Source organism: Hydrogenophaga sp. SL48, from assembly GCF_021729865.1.
Taxonomy (GTDB): Bacteria; Pseudomonadota; Gammaproteobacteria; order Burkholderiales; family Burkholderiaceae_C; genus Hydrogenophaga.
The window spans coordinates 2,572,021-2,589,653 of the sequence record NZ_CP063400.1 but is presented as its reverse complement, the minus strand read 5'-3'; the positions used below and the strand labels follow the sequence as shown (position 1 = coordinate 2,589,653).

15 protein-coding genes are annotated in these 17,633 nt (G+C 66.2%); 8 read left to right on the top strand and 7 right to left on the bottom strand.

Translation table 11 applies throughout. The annotated features are described in order from the left end of the window. Positions 1 to 119: 119 nt before the first annotated feature. From mltB to IM738_RS12240, 4 genes are all read right to left on the bottom strand, one after another. Positions 120 to 1,229 (bottom strand): lytic murein transglycosylase B, encoded by a 1,110-nt coding sequence (gene mltB / locus IM738_RS12255; protein WP_442908511.1) that lies wholly within the window; start codon positions 1,227 to 1,229, stop codon positions 120 to 122. Then, the gene (locus tag IM738_RS12250; RefSeq protein WP_236966130.1) at positions 1,229 to 3,274 is read right to left on the bottom strand and encodes a transglutaminase family protein; all 2,046 of its coding nucleotides are present in this window, start codon (positions 3,272 to 3,274) and stop codon (positions 1,229 to 1,231) included. The genes mltB and IM738_RS12250 overlap by 1 nt, the downstream gene beginning before the upstream one ends. A 145-nt stretch (positions 3,275 to 3,419) precedes the next feature. Beyond that, a complete protein-coding gene (locus IM738_RS12245; protein WP_236966129.1) occupies positions 3,420 to 4,442 on the bottom strand; it encodes a DUF58 domain-containing protein in 1,023 nt (340 codons plus the stop codon). A gap of 139 nt (positions 4,443 to 4,581) precedes the next feature. Next, complete coding sequence (locus tag IM738_RS12240) at positions 4,582 to 5,502, bottom strand: AAA family ATPase (RefSeq protein ID WP_236966128.1); 921 nt, start codon at positions 5,500 to 5,502, stop codon at positions 4,582 to 4,584. Positions 5,503 to 5,528: 26 nt separating this feature from the next. Here IM738_RS12240 and IM738_RS12235 point away from each other — a divergent pair, with 26 nt between their 5' ends. From IM738_RS12235 to IM738_RS12220, 4 genes are all read left to right on the top strand, one after another. After that, entirely contained in the window at positions 5,529 to 6,482 is a 954-nt protein-coding gene (locus tag IM738_RS12235) for a histone deacetylase family protein (protein WP_236966127.1), read from the top strand. 7 nt (positions 6,483 to 6,489) lie between these two features. Beyond that, on the top strand, positions 6,490 to 7,359 hold the full coding sequence (locus IM738_RS12230) for a class I SAM-dependent methyltransferase (RefSeq protein ID WP_236966126.1): 870 nt from the start codon (positions 6,490 to 6,492) through the stop codon (positions 7,357 to 7,359). A gap of 40 nt (positions 7,360 to 7,399) precedes the next feature. Next, positions 7,400 to 8,185 carry an enoyl-CoA hydratase gene (locus IM738_RS12225; protein WP_236966125.1) on the top strand — a complete coding sequence of 262 codons (786 nt, stop codon included), beginning with the start codon at positions 7,400 to 7,402 and terminating at the stop codon, positions 8,183 to 8,185. A 135-nt stretch (positions 8,186 to 8,320) separates the two neighbouring features. After that, positions 8,321 to 9,634, top strand: a complete 1,314-nt coding sequence (locus tag IM738_RS12220; protein WP_236966124.1) for a mechanosensitive ion channel family protein — start codon at positions 8,321 to 8,323, stop codon at positions 9,632 to 9,634. A gap of 8 nt (positions 9,635 to 9,642) precedes the next feature. Here IM738_RS12220 and IM738_RS12215 read toward each other — a convergent pair whose 3' ends face one another. The 3 genes from IM738_RS12215 to IM738_RS12205 form a co-directional block, all read right to left on the bottom strand. Then, positions 9,643 to 10,935, bottom strand: a complete 1,293-nt coding sequence (locus IM738_RS12215) for a TRAP transporter large permease (protein ID WP_236966123.1) — start codon at positions 10,933 to 10,935, stop codon at positions 9,643 to 9,645. Continuing rightward, positions 10,932 to 11,432: a TRAP transporter small permease gene (locus IM738_RS12210; RefSeq protein ID WP_236966122.1), complete on the bottom strand. Its 501-nt coding sequence runs from the start codon at positions 11,430 to 11,432 to the stop codon at positions 10,932 to 10,934. Before IM738_RS12210 ends, IM738_RS12215 begins: the two co-directional genes overlap by 4 nt. A gap of 78 nt (positions 11,433 to 11,510) precedes the next feature. Continuing rightward, on the bottom strand, positions 11,511 to 12,527 hold the full coding sequence (locus tag IM738_RS12205) for a TRAP transporter substrate-binding protein (RefSeq protein ID WP_236966121.1): 1,017 nt from the start codon (positions 12,525 to 12,527) through the stop codon (positions 11,511 to 11,513). Positions 12,528 to 12,890: 363 nt separating this feature from the next. Between IM738_RS12205 and IM738_RS12200 the strand changes: the two genes are divergently transcribed. From IM738_RS12200 to IM738_RS12185, 4 genes are all read left to right on the top strand, one after another. Next, positions 12,891 to 13,640 (top strand): electron transfer flavoprotein subunit beta/FixA family protein, encoded by a 750-nt coding sequence (locus IM738_RS12200; RefSeq protein ID WP_236966120.1) that lies wholly within the window; start codon positions 12,891 to 12,893, stop codon positions 13,638 to 13,640. 11 nt (positions 13,641 to 13,651) lie between these two features. Next, positions 13,652 to 14,584, top strand: a complete 933-nt coding sequence (locus tag IM738_RS12195; RefSeq protein ID WP_236966119.1) for an electron transfer flavoprotein subunit alpha/FixB family protein — start codon at positions 13,652 to 13,654, stop codon at positions 14,582 to 14,584. Positions 14,585 to 14,665: 81 nt separating this feature from the next. Next, positions 14,666 to 16,456: an acyl-CoA dehydrogenase gene (locus IM738_RS12190; protein ID WP_236966118.1), complete on the top strand. Its 1,791-nt coding sequence runs from the start codon at positions 14,666 to 14,668 to the stop codon at positions 16,454 to 16,456. An 89-nt stretch (positions 16,457 to 16,545) separates the two neighbouring features. After that, positions 16,546 to 17,526 (top strand): NAD(P)H-dependent flavin oxidoreductase, encoded by a 981-nt coding sequence (locus tag IM738_RS12185; RefSeq protein ID WP_236966117.1) that lies wholly within the window; start codon positions 16,546 to 16,548, stop codon positions 17,524 to 17,526. The last annotated feature ends 107 nt before the right edge of the window (positions 17,527 to 17,633 follow it).

The following is a 17,633-nucleotide window of genomic DNA, read 5'->3' as shown; positions in this document are numbered from 1 at the left end:
CCCCCTCAAGGGGGCGGCACTGGCCGTCCGGCGAAGCCGGCCCGGCGGTGCCCTGGTGTGCACCGTTGCATGCCTCAGGTGGTGCTCAGGAGCCGTGGAATGGCTGACATTTCCAGGCGCTACTGGCGTTCCACCAAGGCCTGCACGGTTTGCCCCAATTCAATCACCGCCAGCGCGTAGTAGCTGCTCCAGTTGTAGCGCGTGATCACATAGAAGTTGTCGGTGCCCGCGAGGTAGGTGGCCGGGGCGCCGCCGTTGGCGGGGTCGCCGTTCTGCAGCTCGATCAGCGCCAGCTTGCCGGTGTGTTGCAGGGCGGGGCCTTCGAGCACCGCCCCTTTGGCGGTGAAGCTCTCGACCCCGAACGTGGGCAGGATGTCGGGGGCGAGCAGGCCGTCCTTGTCGAGCCGTGTCGCATCGAATGCGACGGGGTAGTGCGTGGGCTGGCCGGTCTGCCAGCCGTAGGCCTTGAAGTAGTTGGCCACGGAGCCGATCACGTCGGCGGGGCTGTTGAAGAGGTCGACCTTGCTGTCGCCGTCGAAATCAACGGCGAACTTGGTCCAGCTGCTGGGCATGAACTGTGGCCAGCCCATGGCGCCGGCGTAGCTGCCGCGCACCGCCTGAGGGTCCATGCCGGTGCGCTGGGTGAGGCTCAGGAACTGCTCCAGCTCGCCCCGGAAAAACTCGGTCCGGGCTTCGGCGCGGGGGTGCACGGCGGGGAAGTCGAAGGCCAGGGTGGCCAGTGCGTCGATCACGCGGAAGTTGCCGGTGTGCTGGCCGTAGATCGATTCGACGCCGATCACCCCGACGATCAGGCTCGCGGGCACGCCGTACTCGGTTTCGGCCCGGGCCAGGGCCTCGCGGTTTGTTTCCCAGAAGCGCTGGCCGGCGCGCACGCGGACGGGCTCGATGAAGCGGGCACGGTAGGCCGCCCAGTTCTTGTGGGCGCCACTCGGGGCCGGTGTCATCAGGCGGATCACGTTGGGCAGGCGTTGTGCCGCGCCGAGCTGTTGCCGCACCCAGTCCACATCCAGCCCGCGCCGCAGCGCGAGATCGTCGGCGAAGGCCATGGCGGCGGGCGAAGCACCATAGCTGGTCACCACGATCGGGGCGGGTGGTGCGCCGTCGGTGGGGGTGGATGTGGCTTGAGCGGGCGCACTCAGCAACGCCGCAGCGCTGACGAGTGCAGAACAGGTTGTTCGCCAGGCCAGCGTTTTTTGGTTGAAGGTCATCACCGTGTGTCTTTCTTGGGCCATGCCATGGTCCGGAACTCGGCCTGCAAGGCGGCGAGGGTGTCGGGGCTGTGCGCGGCGTAGCGCTGGGCTTCCAGCCGCAGCAGCCACGCGCCCAGGGTTTGCGTGAAACCGGTGTCGCCCAGGTGCTCCCGCGCCCACCGCGCCAGTTCGCGGGGGGTGTGGTGGGCGCCGGCATCAAGCCCCAGGCCTTGCAGCCGTTGCCGGCTGCGCGCGAGCAGGCGCAGCCAGGGGTCGTGTTGCTGACGTTCCCACAGCGTCCAGCCGGCACCGACGAGGCTCACCAGCACCACCACCCCGATCAGCACATAAGCCAGGTCGGTCCAGCTGGGCGACTCGAAGCCGAGGTTCTTCAGCAGGTCCAGCTGCTTGCCCTGGGTGTAGTTGAGCACCCACTGGTTCCAGCCGTTGTTGATGGCTTCCCAGACCTCGCGCAGGCGCTGGGCCGTGCCCGGGTCGATGGCGCCGATGGCGGAGGCAATGGCGCCTTGCGGCGCACGCAGCCGGTCCAGCGAACCGGTGCGGCCCGGCGCCACCGCCGAGGTCGGGTCGACCCGCACCCAGCCCTGGCCTTGCAACCAGACCTCGGCCCAGGCGTGGGCGTCGCGCTGGCGCACGGTCCAGTATCGATCGACGCCGTTGAGCTCGCCGCCCTGGTAACCCGTGACGATGCGCGCGGGGATGTCGAGGGCGCGCATCAGGATCACGAAGCTGGACGCGATGTGTTCGCAGAAACCCTCACGGCGGTCGAACCAGAACTCGTCCGCCGTGTGTTGCCCGTAGATCCCCGGGTCCAGGGTGTAGGTGTAGCCGCCGGTGCGCAGGCGCTCCATGGCGGCCCGGATCAGTGCCGCCGACGATGCCGGGCCGGTGCCGTGTTCGCGCCGCAGCTGCTGCGCCAGCTCGAGCGTGCGCGGATTGAAGCCGGCGGGCAGTTGAATCTGGTCCTGCAGCGCCAGGGCCGGTTCCAGTGGCCCGTGGCGGAACCGGGTGTAGGCCTCGGCGCGGTAGCGCACCAGCTCGGTCATGGGCCGCCGGGTGAACCACTGCAGCTCGGGTGTCATGAAGGCGCGCATGCCGGGCAGTTCGGGCGGCTTGTCCGCCGCTTCCAGCAGGAACACCCAGGGTCGCTGGTGCGGCTCCATCGTGACTTCGTAGCGGATGGGCTCGCCGCTCACAGCCAGATCGGCCTGCAGCTCCATGTGGGGTGGAAAGGCCGAGCGCAGCGGTTTCCACTCCACACCGTCGAAATCGGTGAGCACGGGGCCTCTGAAATACAGGTCCCGCTGCGGCGGCGGCGCACCATCGAAGCGCACGCGAAACGCGACCCGGTCGTCCAGCACCAGCTCGGCGATCTGGCCCACGCGCATCTTGCCGGAGAGGCCGCTGCGGCCTTCCATGCCGTCACCCGGCACGCCCCAGAGCGGTGACAGGCGGGGGAACAGCATGAAAGCCACCAGCATGATGGGCGCGCCCAGGGCGGCCATGCCCGCGGCGATGCGAGCGGCCTGCGCGAGCGGGGGCCGGCCCACGGGCATGTGGGCGTTGACCAGCGCGGTGAGCAGGCCCAGCAGCGCGATCAGGATGCCGGCCGCCGTGAGCAGCGACTGGGAGTAGAAGAAGTGGGTCAGCAGGGTGAAGAACCCGAGGAAGAACACCACGAAAGCGTCGCGCCGCGCGCGCAGTTCCAGTGTCTTGAGCGCCAGCAGCACCACGATCAGTGTCACGCCGGCATCTCGCCCGAGCAGGGTGCGGTGCGTGAGCCAGGTCGCCACCAGCGTCAGCGCGAGCAGGCCGATGCGCCAGCGCCAGCCCGGTAGCGGCCGCCCGCGCAGTGTCAGCACGCCGCGCCAGACCAGCACCCCGGCCGTGAGCGCCGTGCACCACCAGGGAATGTGGCCGATCTGCATGAACACCACCCAGGCGATGACGGCGAGCAGGAAGAGGGTGTCGCGCGTGTCCCGGGGCAGGGACGAGCCCGGATGAAAGGGAAACGACACGAAGGGGCGCAGGAGTTGTTTCATCCCGGGGACGCCTCCGCGCCCAACGCAACTGTCGGCGAATGAAGCGGTCCAGCCGGGAACACCGCCGGGCCGGCTTTGCCGGACGGCTGGTGTTGCCCCCCTTCCAGGGGGGTGGCGCCGAAGTCGACGCGGGGGGTGTTCATGCTCATACCAGCGCCAGTGCCTCCAGACAACGCGAGCGTTGCGACGGCCCCTGGTCGGGTGCCATCTCGCGCCCGGGGATGCGCAGCCCGTAGTCCAGCCCCAGGCGGTCGGCCATCAGCACCCAGGCGGTGAGGCGGGACAGGCGGGCCTCCAGATCGGTGACGCCGCAGTGAGCGTGGTCCAGCCAGAGCTGCTGGCGCTGGCTGGACAGGGTGTCGCGGCTGACGAGGTCGTCCCGGCCTGCCGCAAAGGCCTGCGCGGCCTTTTTCCAGACCACGGTCTTCTGCGGATCGCCGCGGCGGTAGGCGCGCACGCCATCGAACTCGCCGGTGGACTGATGGCGCGCACTGCTGGCGTGCCCGGGCTGCGGCTCGCCCGCGGGCAGCGGTGGCGGGTGCGCCTCGGGGGCCGGGTAGACCAGCACCTGCGCGGCCGGGCGCCAGACCGTCCAGACCCGGAACGTGCCGAGCGGAAAGAGCGTGACCGCCGTGAGCGCCGGCAGGGCGTGCAGGCCGCGGCGCGGTGTGGCCCAGGCCACCTGCAGCTGGGTGCTGCCCTGCGCCGGCACATCGGTCCAGGCGAGGTGGGCGTCGCCCGGGTGGTCGGGATCGGTGACGCCGAGACCGATGCCGTGGCGCGCGCCCTTGCGCTCGCTGGTGAGGCGGATGTCGAGCGCGGCGGCCTGGCCGGCGTGCACCGGCAGGGGCTGTGTCAGGTGCAGGGTCAGCCCGCGCAGGTTGCCGTGGCACAGGTGCATGCCCACCACCGCGCTGCCCGCCAGCAGAAAGGTCAGCAGGTAGCCCATGTTGAGCTGGTAGTTGATGCTGGCGACCAGCAGCAGGAGCAGCGTGAACGCCATCATCAGGCCCGCCCGCGTCGGCAGGATGTAGACGTTGCGCTGGGTCAGGACCAGCGTGTCCGAGCGCGGCATGCGCTCGTGGAACCAGCGCTGCAAGCGGTTGCGCAGCGCGCGCAGCGGGTGGCGCCATGGAAGGACAGAAGGTCGCAAGGTTGCGGTGTTCATGGCCGTGAAACCAGCGAGTGGGTGGTTGGTCTCCGGCGCGAGATGCCCTGACCCAGGATGCGGTGGAACCGGCTTTGCCGGGCCACTTCGCATCGCCCCCTTGAGGGGGGCGCGCGCAGCGCGGCGGGGGTGTTCCATCTCACGGCAGCGGCACGGCCTCGATCATGGCGCGCACCTGCTCGACCGAGCCCCGTCCGGCGTCGCTCACCGGAACCATGCGGTGCGCCACGGTCTGCGGCAGGATGGCGGCGATGTCGTCCGGCGCCACGTAGTCGCGACCCGACAGGAAGGCCTGCGCCTTGGCCGAGCGCACCACGGCCAGCGCGGCACGAGGTGACAGACCCTGCGCGAACCAGCGGCCCGAGCGGGTGGCGGCCACGAGGTCCTGCAGGTACTCCAGCACCGGATCGGCGGTGTGCACCGCCTGCACCGTGGCCTGCAACCGTGCCAGATCGGCGGGGGTGAGCACCGGCGCCATGTGTTCGATCATGTCGCGCCGGTCGGCGCCGCGCAGCAGCTCGCGCTCGGCGGCCCGGTCGGGGTAGCCGAGCGAGAGGCGCATGTGGAACCGGTCGAGCTGCGATTCGGGCAGGGCATAGGTGCCGAGCTGGTCGTGCGGGTTCTGCGTCGCGATCACGAAAAACGGTTCGGGCAGGGCGCGCGTTTCGCCCTCGACCGTGACCTGTTTTTCCTCCATGGCTTCGAGCAGCGCGCTCTGCGTCTTGGGGCTGGCGCGGTTGATCTCGTCGGCCAGCAGCACCTGCGCAAACACGGGGCCTGGGTGGAACACGAAGGCCTCGCGACCGCGCTCGTAGATCGACACGCCGACCAGGTCGCTGGGCATCAGGTCGGCGGTGAACTGCACGCGCGAAAACTGCAGGCCGAAGGAGCGCGAGAGGGCGTGCGCGAGCGTGGTTTTGCCGACGCCGGGCACGTCTTCGATGAGCAGGTGGCCACCAGCCAAAAGGCAGGCCACGCAGTCGGAAACCTGGGCACTTTTGCCCACAATGACCGTGTTAAGCTGGGTCAAAAGCTGCTGAATTTTCGAGTCGGCGTGCATGCCGTGAACCTTAACGTAAAAATGTGATGAGCCAGGCAACAGGTTATTTCACCCACAAGGATTGCTGGAGACATGAGATGGGCAACGGACACCCCGAATGCCCGGCCCGGCTCGATGCCATCGAGGACCGGTTGCTGATCACCGGGCTCGACACCGCGCTGGAGCGGCGCGAAGCCACCGCCGCTTCGCTGACCGATCTGGAACTGGCGCATGGTCGCATGCATCTGGCCGCGATCCGGGGCCTGAGCGACGGTCTTCGTGACGACATTGCCGCCGGCGGCCCCACACATGCGCAGATCGATCCCGACACGTCCATCAACATCCACTCCTGGGACGCGATCCTGATGGCGGCCGGTGCCGCCATCGATGCCACCGACGCGGTGCTGGCGGGCGAGATGGTCAACGCCTTCTGCGCGGTGCGTCCGCCCGGTCACCACGCGATGCGACACCAGGCCATGGGCTTCTGCTTCGTCAACAACGTGGCGGTCGCCGCCAAGTACGCGCTGGAGCGCCACGGCCTGAAACGGGTCGCGATCATCGACTTCGACGTGCACCACGGCAACGGCACGGAGGACATCGTGGCCGGCGACGAACGCATCCTCATGTGCAGCTTCTACCAGCACCCGTTCTACCCGCCTTGGGAGCACTCGACGGCGGCCAATCTCGTGAACCTGCCGGTGCCGGCCTACACCAAGGGCATGGACGTGCGCGAACTGATCGACATGATGTGGCTGCCCCGGCTGCATGCACACAAACCGCAGATGATCTTCATCAGCGCCGGCTTCGACGCTCATCGCGAGGACGACATGGGGCAGATGGGGCTGGTGGAGAACGACTACGCCTGGATCACCGAGCGCATCAAGGAAGTGGCGAAACGCCACGCCCAGGGGCGCATCGTGAGTGTCCTGGAAGGTGGCTACAACCTGGGTGCGCTGGCCCGCAGTGTGGAGGTGCATCTGCGGGTGCTGGCAGGGGTATGAATCGGTGATGTTGAAGCAAGTATTGAAACGCCTGCCGGGCTTGCGCGGGCTTGCCGCCGAGCTGCACGACCTGCGGATTCGCCTGGAACAAAGCCATGCGCGCGAGCTGGCGGGGCAGGCAGAGATGGCGCGGTTGCGCGACGCCCTGAGCGCCGCCGAAGCGCGCGCGCGCGCGCTGCAGCTCTGTGGCCAGAGTTCCGATCTGGACGACGCCTTTCTGACGGAAGCCGCCGAGCGGGCGCCCGCGTTTTGCGGGCACAGTGTGGTGTGGCCCTGGATCAAGGAGCACATCAACCGCCCGGGCCTGGAGGTGCTGGAGATCGGGTCTCGCCTGGTCGTGAGCCGTGCGCTCTGGAAGGACTACCTTCCCGACGTGAACTACACCGGCTTCGATTTCATGGACGGTCCCAACGTCGATGTCGTGGGGGATGCCCACAAGCTCGCGACGTACCTGCCGGGCCGGCAGTTCGACTTTGTCTTGTCCTGTGCGGTGTTCGAGCACCTGACCTGCCCCTGGCTGGTGGCGGAGGAGATTGCCAAGGTGCTGCGTGTGGGGGGCAAGGCCTACATCGAGACGCATTTTTCGTTCTCCGAGCACGAAACGCCCTGGCATTTCTTCCAGTTCAACAGCCGGGGCCTTGAGCAGCTGTTTCATCCGCGCCTGGGCTTCAGGGTGCTCGACAGCGGGCTGTCGACCCCCATCATTGGCCGTTTCGCCCGCGGGAGCCAGGGCTACCTGCTGGACCAGCCAGTCAACAACCTCTATTGCCATGCGGAGATCGTGGTCGAGAAGGTGGGGGAGCCCGAGCCCGGGTTCTCGTGGCGCGATGTGGCCGAGGACCTGCTGGTGAGCAGTTCCTACCCCGCGCCAGCCTGACCATCCACCGCCCCGTGCACGCAGAAAGGACCATGCCCGCATGACCCCAGACGGTTCCACCGACATCCTGCTTCACACCCGCGATCAACGCGGTGTGCACACCATCACGCTGAACGCGCCGCGCAGTTTCAACGTGTTGTCCGAGGCCATGATGGCGGCCTTTCAGCGCGCGCTGGACACCGTCGCGGCCGATCCGGCCGCCCGCGTGGTGGTGGTGGGCGCCAGTGGGCGCGCCTTCTGCGCCGGGCACGACCTCAAGGAGATGAAGGCGCGCCCCGAGCTGGCGTACTACCAGGCGCTGTTCGCGACCTGCTCGAAACTGATGATGAGCGTGCGCAAGCTGGAGGTGCCGGTGATCGCGCGGGTGCACGGCCTGGCGACGGCCGCCGGTTGCCAGCTGGTGGCGCAATGTGATCTGGCGGTGGCGGCGCAGGAGGCGAGTTTCGGTGTGAACGGCATCGACGTCGGCCTCTTTTGTGCCACGCCCAGCGTCGCCCTGTCGCGCAACATGGGGTCCAAGCAGGCGATGGAGATGCTGTTGACGGGGGATTTCATCACCGCCGACGAGGCCAGGCTTCGAGGGCTGGTGAACCGGGTGGTGGCTGCCGACGCGCTGGACGCCGAAGTGGCCGCCCTCGTCGACCGCATCCTGTCCAAGCCACGCGACGCCATTGCCATGGGCAAGACCCTGTTCTACCGGCAGATCGAGACCGGCATGGAGTCGGCCTACCAGCTGGCAGGCCAGACCATGGCCTGCAACATGGTGCACGACGTGGCGCAAGAAGGTGTGCAAGCCTTCATCGAGAAGCGCGCGCCGCATTGGTAGCCCTGCCGAAGCAGGCTCGCTGCGCGAAGCCGCACACCCTGGGACCACGCCTGCGCTCCGTCCTGTCGGCAGGCCGTTCCGTGGTGTGGCGGGAGCCGGCCCCTTTCAAAGGCACCTTTCTTTCAGTGACATCGAATGACTTCCTCCGTGACTCTCACCCCCACCCCGCCGCCCATTGACGACCTTCAGGGCTGGCTCGCCGGCTTCACCGAACCCACGGTCGGTGCCGAACTGGCCGCACTGGCCGCGTGCGTGATCCTGGCCTGGGGGCTCACTGCCGTGATGCGGCGTGCCCTGGGCATGAAGGATGAGAAGAGTTCGGTGCTGTTTGGCCACCGCCTGTTCGATGGCGTGATGTTCCCGCTGTTGCTGCTCACGCTCGCCTACATCGCGCGCACCCTGTTGTCCCAGCAGCTGCCGCTCGCCGTTTTCAGGGTGGCGATTCCGGTGCTGGTGTCGCTGGTGGCGATCCGTGTGGGCGTGAAGGTGTTGCAGGTGGCGTTTCCCCTGGCCACCTGGATCAAGCCGCTGGAGCGCACGATCTCCTGGGTGGCCTGGGGCGCCATGGTGCTGTGGGTCAGCGGGCTGCTGCCGGTGGTGCTCAACGAACTGGACCAGATCACCTGGAAGATCGGTGGCTCGGTGCTCAGCCTGCGCACGCTGATCGAGGGCGCACTGACCGCCAGTGCCGTGCTCATCCTCAGCCTCTGGGTGTCCGCTGCGATCGAGAGCCGCCTGTTGCGATCGGCCGTGGGTGGTGATCTCTCGCTGCGCAAGGCGGTGAGCAACGCCATGCGCGCACTGCTCATGTTCCTGGGCCTGATCATTGCGCTGACCACCGTGGGCATCGACCTGACCGCGCTGTCGGTGCTCGGTGGCGCGATCGGTGTGGGCATCGGCTTCGGCCTGCAGAAGCTGGCGGCCAACTACGTGAGTGGCTTCGTGATTCTGGCCGAGCGCAGCATGCGCATCGGCGACAACGTGAAGGTGGACAACTTCGAGGGGCGAATCAGCGACATCAAGGCGCGCTACACCCTGATCCGCTCCACCACCGGGCGCGAGTCCATCGTGCCCAACGAAATCCTGATCACCAACCGGGTCGAAAACCTGTCGCTGGCCGATGCGCGGGTGTGGCAGTCCACCGTGGTGTCGGTGGCCTATGACAGCGATGTGGACCTGGTGCGGCGCCTGCTCACCGATGCGGCGCTCGCCCAGCCGCGCGTGATGCGCGATCCAGCGCCGAGCGCGGCCCTTTCGGCCTTCGGCGCCGACGGCCTGGAGTTCACGCTCGGTTACTGGATTGCCGACCCGGAAAACGGGCAGCTCAACCTGCGTTCCGACATCAACATGGCGATCCTCAAATCGCTGCGGGGCAACGGGATCGAGATCCCGTACCCGCAGCGCATCGTGCACATGAAGCCCGGCCCGGCGCCTGAACCCCGCGCCTGATCAAGCGGTCATTTCATCAGGCTGGGCAGCCACAGGGAGATCGCGGGGAAGGCGATCAGGATGCCCAGGCGAACCACATCGGCCATCACGAAAGGCCACACCCCCCGGAAGATGGTGCTGAGCTTCACATCGGGCAACAGGCTGTTGATCACGAACAGGTTCATGCCCACCGGCGGCGAGATCATGCCGATCTCCACGATCGTCACGATCAGGATGCCGAACCACACTGGGTCAAAACCCAGCGCGGTGATCACCGGGAAAAACACCGGGATGGTCAGCAGCACCATCGACAGCTCTTCCATGGCCAGGCCGAGCACGATGTAGATGCCCATCATCATGATCACGACCATGATGGGGTTGGGGCTGAACTGCAGGATGAAGTCGCGCAAGTCGCCGGGCATCGACGTGAAGTTCACAAAACTGCTGAAGATCATGGCCGCGATCAGGATCGTGAACAGCATGGCCGTGGTGCGAGCGCTTTCCACCAGGATGTCGGTGAGCACGCGGGGCGTGAGCGCCCCCCGCGCCAGCGCAAACATGAAGGCGCCCGCCGCGCCCACACCCGCGCCCTCGGTGGCTGTGAACACGCCGCCATAAATGCCGCCGATCACCAGTGCAAACAACACCACCACACCCCACACACCACGGATCGCCGCCCAGCGCTGGGCCCAACTGGTGCGCTCGGCCGGTGGACCGGCGGAAGGGTCACGCCAGGTGATGAACACCACCGCCATGCAAAGGCAGGTGATGGCCACGATGCCCGGCAGGATGCCGGCAACGAACAGTTTGCCGATGTCTGTCTCGGTGATGATCCCGTAGATCACCATGATGGTGGACGGCGGGATCATGATGCCCAGGGTGCCGCCGGCGCCGATGGCCCCGGCCGCCAGTGAGTCCTTGTAGCCGTGCGTCCGCATCTCCGGGAACGCCACGCGCGTCATGGTGGCTGCGGTGGCGATGGACGAGCCGCAGATGGCGCCGAAGCCACCCGATGCAATCACGCTGGCCATGGCCAGGCCGCCGCGCTTGTGGCCCACGAAGGCGTTGGCCGCCGAGAACAGTTCCCTGGCCATGCCGGCGCGGGCGACAAAGTTGCCCATGAGCACGAACAGTGGAATCACCGACAGCACGTACTGGAAACCGGTCTCGAAAATGACCTGGCTGGTGCTGGCATACGCCGCAGGCCAACCCCGCAGCAAGCCCAGGCCCGCGATGCCCACCAGCGACATGGACACGGCCAGCGGCACCCTCAGCAGCGCCAGCAGGAAGACAGCGGCAAAACCCAGAATGGCTTCGGTCATGTCGCGGCTCCTGCCGTGGCGTCTTCCCGATCGGGTGGTGGCATGAACACGAACAGCAGGTGCACCAGCGCGGTCAATGCGAGCAGGGCCGCCATGAGCCAGGCCACGGGCGCGATGGAGAACTGGAGGTAGACGGTGGTGTCGCCGTATTCGGCAAAACGCTCGGCGCGCTGCGACATGAGCCAGGCCAGGCCGCCGAACGTGAGGGCGTTGACGGCTTCGATGGCGCGGTTCTGGATGCTCTTTAGCCAGCCGGGAATCAGGTGATCGAGCGAGTCGAACACCACATGCTCACCTCCGAACGACACGAGTGGCAGCGCGCCGAAGATCACGATCACCATGAGAATTTCGGTGATTTCCAGTCCGCCAGGGAGCGAATGGTCAAAGAATTTTCGGCCTGTCACGTCGATGAGCGTGAGCCACATGATGGTGAACAGCGCCACGGCGGCCATCAGGCCGGTGGACCACCGCAACAGCTTTTCCAGGTTCTTGAGCATGGGAGTGGGGTTCAAAAAACGAAACCGGCGAGGCAGTATGAACCACTGCCTCGCCGGCGATCGGATGGCGCGTCGGGTTTATTTCGCTTTGGCGATCTCGGCGCGGAATTCGGCCAGCACCGCCTTGGGGTTCTTCAGACCCTTGGCCTCCGCAGCGGCAGCCCACTTGTCTTCCAGTACAGCCTGCTTGGCCTTGACTTCGTTGATGAACGCTTCGCTGGCCTGTACGCGGGCCACGCCCTGGGTCTTCTGGACGCCGTCGCGAGAAGCGTCATCCACCTTGTCCCAGCCTGCACCGAAGCGGCGTGCCACGTAGTCACCCGACAGCTTGTCGACCACCGCCTTGTCTTCGGCCGACAGGGCGCTGTACTTGGCCGGATTCATCATGAAGACGAAGCTGGTGTTGTACAGGCCACCCGGGAAGGTGGTGGCATGCTTGATCATGCTCAGCTTGAAAGACGCGATGGATTCGTCGGGAAACAGGGTGCCGTCCATCACGCCGGTGGACAGCAGTTCGAACGATTCCGGCGCGGGTTTGAGCGTGGTGTTCCAGCCCATGAGCTTGGTCAGTTCATTGATGTTGCCGCCGCCGATGCGCCACTTGAGGGAGGCGGCGTCGGCCGTGGTCAGCACCGGCTTCTTGCTGTTGAAGATGATGCCGGGGCCGTGCGTGAAGACGCCCAGCACCTTCACGCCACGGTGCTCGCCCAGGGGCGCAAAGTACTTGCTGTAGATGCGCTGGTACGCCACCGAGGTGGCCATGGAGTTGTCGCCGAGGAACGGGAACTCGGCAACCTGTGTGTTGATGAAGCGCCCTGGCGTGTAACCGTCCACCGTGAAAGAGATGTCTGCCAGCCCATCGCGCACCGCGTCAAAGGTGCCCGGTGCGGCTGCCACGCCCTTGGGCAGGATGTTGCACTTCATGCGGCCCGCGCTTTCTTTCTCGAGCGCGTCACACCACTCCTTCTGGGCCACGCTCAGGGTGTGGGTCGGCGGCACCCAGCTGGAGGCGGAGAACACGGTCTGCGCAGAGGCTGAGGCGCCCATGAGCAGGGTGGCTGAAAGGGCTGCCGAAGCGGCGAGGCGGAATTTCATGCAGGGTCTCCGGGAGGGTGAATTTGGTTACAAAATATAAGCACAAGGCTTGATTTCACTATAGGCGAATACCCGTGTTTTCGCCCTACAGACTTACCCGAATTCGCCGACCGAACGGTTGGCGAATAGGGAAATCCCTTGCTTTGTCGTCCCGGCAGCAGACGGCAAACCAAGGATGCCGGATGATCCGGAACCTTGCTCTATAATGCTAAAAAAGCACGACCGTTCGATTTTTTAAACCCGGTGGTTGAGCCCGAAAAATCGTCGTCCGTCCGAGCACCGACATACAATCCAAATTGACGTGCACGTCAACTCGGGCACCCGTTTTTTTGTTTGTCCCCCCATCATCTGGAGCAACTGAATATGAAGGTCATCGTCCCCGTCAAACGCGTGGTGGACTACAACGTCAAGGTGCGCGTCAAGGCAGACCAGTCCGGCATGGACCTGGCCAACGTCAAGATGAGCATGAACCCGTTTGACGAGATCGCGGTCGAAGAAGCCGTGCGCCTGAAAGAGAAGGGCGTGGTCACCGAGGTCATCGCCGTCTCCTGCGGCGTCACGCAGTGCCAGGAAACCCTGCGCACCGCCATGGCCATCGGCGCCGACCGCGCCATCCTGGTGGAAACGTCTGAAGAACTGCAGCCCCTGGCCGTGGCCAAGCTGCTCAAGGCCCTGATGGACAAGGAGCAGCCCGGTCTCGTGATCCTGGGCAAGCAGGCCATCGACGACGACTGCAACCAGACCGGCCAGATGCTGGCCGCGCTGGCGGGTCTGCCTCAAGGCACGTTTGCCTCCAAGGTCGAAGTCGTGGACGGCAAGGTCAATGTCACCCGCGAAGTCGACGGTGGCCTGGAAACCCTGAGCCTGAGCCTGCCGGCCATCGTCACGACCGACCTGCGCCTGAACGAGCCGCGTTATGTGACGCTGCCCAACATCATGAAGGCCAAGAAGAAGCAAATGGACATCGTCAAGCCAGAAGACCTCGGCGTGGACGTGAGCCCGCGCCTCAAGACCCTGAAGGTCAGCGAGCCGCCGAAACGCGGCGCGGGCATCAAGGTGCCGGACGTCGCGACCTTGGTCGAAAAACTCAAGCTTGAAGCCAAAGTCATCTGAGGAACAACAACATGACCGCACTCGTCATTGCCGAACACGACAACGCCACCATCAAGGGCGCCACGCTCAACACCGTCACCGCCGCCGCCCAGTGTGGCGGTGAGGTGCATGTGCTCATCGCCGGCCACAACGCCGCTGGTGCGGCCGCCGCAGCCGCCCAGATCGCCGGCGTGTCCAAAGTCATCCACGCCGACGCCGAATACCTGGCCCACGGCCTGGCCGAGAACATGGCCGCCCAGGTGCTGGCCATCGCCAGCACCTACAGCCACATCCTGTTCCCGGCCACCGCCAGCGGCAAGAACATCGCCCCGCGCGTGGCCGCGCAGCTCGACGTGGGCCAGATCAGCGACATCACCAAGGTGATCGCCGCCGACACGTTTGAACGTCCGATCTACGCCGGCAACGCCATCGCCACCGTGCAGAGCGCCGACGCCACCAAAGTGATCACCGTGCGCACCACCGGCTTCGATCCGGCCGCTGCCACCGGTGGCTCGGCCGCCGTGGAAACCCAGGCAGCCCAGGCCGACAGCGGCAAGAGCACGTTCCTGGGCAGCGAGATCGCCAAGAGCGACCGCCCCGAACTGACCGCCGCCAAGATCATCGTCTCCGGTGGCCGCGCGCTGGGCAGCGCCGAGAAGTTCAACGAGGTCATGACGCCGCTGGCCGACAAGCTGGGCGCCGCGCTGGGCGCGAGCCGCGCCGCGGTGGACGCGGGCTACGCGCCCAACGACTGGCAGGTGGGCCAGACCGGCAAGATCGTGGCGCCGCAGCTGTATGTGGCCTGTGGCATCTCGGGCGCCATCCAGCACTTGGCCGGCATGAAGGATTCCAAGGTGATCGTGGCGATCAACAAGGACCCCGAGGCCCCGATCTTCTCGGTGGCCGACTACGGCCTGGAGGCCGATCTGTTCACCGCTGTGCCTGAGCTGATCAAGGCGCTGTAAGCACCGCACCACCGGCAAGGGCATCGTTCGCGATGCCCTTGTTGCATCTGTACTTCCCGAAGAACCTCTGGAGACATTCGAATGAGTTACGTCGCACCCCTCAAAGACATGCTGTTCAACATCGAACACCTGGCGCGCATTCACCAGGTGTCTGCGTTGCCCGGTTTTGAAGACGCAGGCCTGGACACTGCGCAGGCTGTGCTGGAGGAGTGCGCCAAGCTCAACGAGGGCGTGATCGCGCCGCTGAACTGGGAAGGCGACAAGTACCCGTCATCGTTCCACGACGGCCAGGTCACCACCACGCCCGGGTTCAAGGACGCCTTCAAGCAGTACGCCGAAGGCGGCTGGCAGGGCCTGCAGCACCCGGTGGACTTCGGCGGCCAGGGCCTGCCCAAGACCATCGGCTCGGCCTGCACCGAAATGCTTAACAGCGCCAACATGAGCTTCGCGCTGTGCCCGCTGCTGACCGACGGTGCCATCGAAGCGCTCATCACCGCCGGCAGTGACGAGCTGAAAGCCGTCTACCTGGAGAAGCTGGTGAGCGGCGAATGGACCGGCACCATGAACCTGACCGAGCCCCAGGCTGGCAGCGATCTGGCCGCCGTGCGCAGCCGCGCCGAGCCGCAGCCCGATGGCAGCTACAAGGTGTTCGGCACCAAGATATTCATCACCTACGGTGAACACGACATGGCACAGAACATCGTGCACCTCGTGCTGGCCCGCGTGACCGGCGCACCCGAAGGCGTGAAAGGCATCAGCCTGTTCGTGGTGCCCAAGTTCATGGTGAACAAAGACGGCTCGCTCGGTGCGCGCAATGACGTGCACTGCGTGAGCATCGAACACAAGATGGGCATCAAGGCCTCGCCCACCGCCGTGCTGCAGTACGGCGACCATGGTGGCGCCGTGGGTTACCTCGTGGGTCAGGAAAACCGTGGCCTCGAATACATGTTCATCATGATGAACGCGGCGCGTTACGCCGTGGGCGTGCAGGGCATCGCGATCGCCGAGCGCGCCTACCAGAAGGCCGTGGGTTACGCCAAAGACCGCGTGCAGAGCCGCCCGGTTGATGGCTCGCTCAGCGCCGCCGCGCCCATCATCCACCACCCCGATGTGAAGCGCATGCTCATGACCATGCGCGCCAGTACCGAGGGTTGCCGCGCCATGGCCGCCGTGGCCGCTGCCGCCTACGACGCGGCCCACCACCACCCCGATGCCGACGCCCGCAAGGACAACGCCGCCTTCTACGAATACCTGGTGCCGCTGGTCAAGGGCTACAGCACCGAGATGAGCCTGGAGGTGACCTCGCTGGGCGTGCAGGTGCACGGCGGCATGGGCTTCATCGAAGAAACCGGCGCGGCCCAGTACTACCGTGACGCCAAGATCCTGACCATCTACGAAGGCACGACAGCGATCCAGGCCAACGACCTCGTGGGGCGCAAGACCTCGCGCGACGGCGGCACCAACGCCAAGGCCATCGCGGCACAGATTCAGAAGACCGAAGCCGAGCTGGTGCAGCGCGGCAGCGCCAATGCGCTGGCCGTGGCCAAGCGCCTGACCGCCGCGCGAGAAGCCTTTGTGGACGTGGTCGAGTTCATTGCCGCCAACACCCGCAGCAACCCCAACGCCGCCTTCGCCGGCAGCGTGCCCTACCTCATGCTCGCGGGCAACGTGGTGGCGGGCTGGCAGCTGGCGCGCGCGCTGCTGGTGGCCGAAGACCAGCTGGCCGCCGGCACCGACGCGGCGTTCATGCAGGCCAAGATCACCACCGCGCGCTTCTATGCCGACCACATCCTGAGCCGCGCCCCGGGCGTGCGCGACAGCATCTGCGAAGGTGCGGACGCGGTCACGGCCATGGCGGTCGACGCTTTCTGACCCACCCGCGCCTTGTTGCTGCGGCGACAGGGCGCCCGGGCTGGCTGACCCAGAATCCAGCCAGCTTTTTGATCCACCACGGAGACACCATGACGACCCGCCAACGCTACCTGCCCTCGGTGCTGAAGAACATCCAGTTCCCGGTGATCGGCTCGCCGCTGTTCATCATCAGCAACCCCCAGCTCGTCATTGCCCAGTGCAAGGCCGGCGTGGTGGGCTCCATGCCCGCGCTCAACGCGCGCCCGGCCGCGCAGCTGGAAGACTGGTTGGCCGAGATCACCGAAGCCCTGGCCGCGCACGATGCTGCGAACCCTGACAACAAGGCCGCGCCCTTCGCCATCAACCAGATCGTGCACAAGAGCAACGACCGGCTGGAGCACGACATGGGTTTGTGCGCCAAGTACAAGGTGCCGATCATCATCACCAGCCTGGGTGCGCGCGAAGACGTGAACCAGGCGGTGCACAGCTGGGGCGGCGTGGTGCTGCACGACGTGATCAACAACGTGTTCGCGCACAAGGCGATTGAAAAGGGCGCCGACGGCCTGATCCCCGTGGCGGCCGGTGCCGGCGGGCACGCCAGCGTGAAGAGCCCGTTTGCCATGGTGCAGGAGATCCGCGAGTGGTTCGACGGCCCCGTGGCGCTGTCAGGTTCCATCGCCTCGGGCGGTGCCGTCCTGGCCGCCCAGGCCATGGGCGCCGACTTCGCCTACATCGGCTCGGCCTTCATCGCCACCGAAGAAGCGCGCGCGGTGGAGGGCTACAAACAGATGATCACCGAGAGCAACTCGGACGACATCGTCTACAGCAACTTCTACACCGGCATCCACGGCAACTACCTCAAGGGCAGCATCAAAAATGCAGGCATGGACCCGGATCACTTGCCCGAGAGCGACCCGAGCAAGATGAACTTCTCCACCGGAGAAGGCGCCAACGCGGCCAAGGCCTGGAAAGACATCTGGGGTTGCGGCCAGGGCATCGGCGCGATCCGCGAGGTGATGCCGGCGGCCGATCTGGTGGCGCGTTTCAAGCGCGAATACGCCGAGGCCAAGGCGCGCATCTGCGCCGGCTGAGCTTTCGACGCGAATAAAAAAGCCGGCCTCGATGGCCGGCTTTTTTGTGGGTCGCTGAAAGAGCTCATCGGTACCGGTCTTTCATGGCGCCGGAGCGAGAACCGCGA

Bases quoted from the DNA above. Each gene is read 5' to 3' on its own strand.
- IM738_RS12225 (WP_236966125.1), top strand. From the start codon at position 7,400: ATGACCCCAGACGGTTCCACCGACATCCTGCTTCACACCCGCGATCAA.
- IM738_RS12240 (WP_236966128.1), bottom strand. From the start codon at position 5,502: ATGCACGCCGACTCGAAAATTCAGCAGCTTTTGACCCAGCTTAACACG.
- IM738_RS12190 (WP_236966118.1), top strand. From the start codon at position 14,666: ATGAGTTACGTCGCACCCCTCAAAGACATGCTGTTCAACATCGAACAC.
- IM738_RS12230 (WP_236966126.1), top strand. From the start codon at position 6,490: ATGTTGAAGCAAGTATTGAAACGCCTGCCGGGCTTGCGCGGGCTTGCC.
- IM738_RS12245 (WP_236966129.1), bottom strand. From the start codon at position 4,442: ATGAACACCGCAACCTTGCGACCTTCTGTCCTTCCATGGCGCCACCCG.
- IM738_RS12235 (WP_236966127.1), top strand. From the start codon at position 5,529: ATGAGCCAGGCAACAGGTTATTTCACCCACAAGGATTGCTGGAGACAT.
- IM738_RS12215 (WP_236966123.1), bottom strand. From the start codon at position 10,935: ATGACCGAAGCCATTCTGGGTTTTGCCGCTGTCTTCCTGCTGGCGCTG.
- IM738_RS12250 (WP_236966130.1), bottom strand. From the start codon at position 3,274: ATGAAACAACTCCTGCGCCCCTTCGTGTCGTTTCCCTTTCATCCGGGC.
- IM738_RS12195 (WP_236966119.1), top strand. From the start codon at position 13,652: ATGACCGCACTCGTCATTGCCGAACACGACAACGCCACCATCAAGGGC.
- IM738_RS12210 (WP_236966122.1), bottom strand. From the start codon at position 11,432: ATGCTCAAGAACCTGGAAAAGCTGTTGCGGTGGTCCACCGGCCTGATG.
- mltB (WP_442908511.1), bottom strand. From the start codon at position 1,229: ATGACCTTCAACCAAAAAACGCTGGCCTGGCGAACAACCTGTTCTGCA.
- IM738_RS12205 (WP_236966121.1), bottom strand. From the start codon at position 12,527: ATGAAATTCCGCCTCGCCGCTTCGGCAGCCCTTTCAGCCACCCTGCTC.
- IM738_RS12220 (WP_236966124.1), top strand. From the start codon at position 8,321: ATGACTTCCTCCGTGACTCTCACCCCCACCCCGCCGCCCATTGACGAC.
- IM738_RS12185 (WP_236966117.1), top strand. From the start codon at position 16,546: ATGACGACCCGCCAACGCTACCTGCCCTCGGTGCTGAAGAACATCCAG.
- IM738_RS12200 (WP_236966120.1), top strand. From the start codon at position 12,891: ATGAAGGTCATCGTCCCCGTCAAACGCGTGGTGGACTACAACGTCAAG.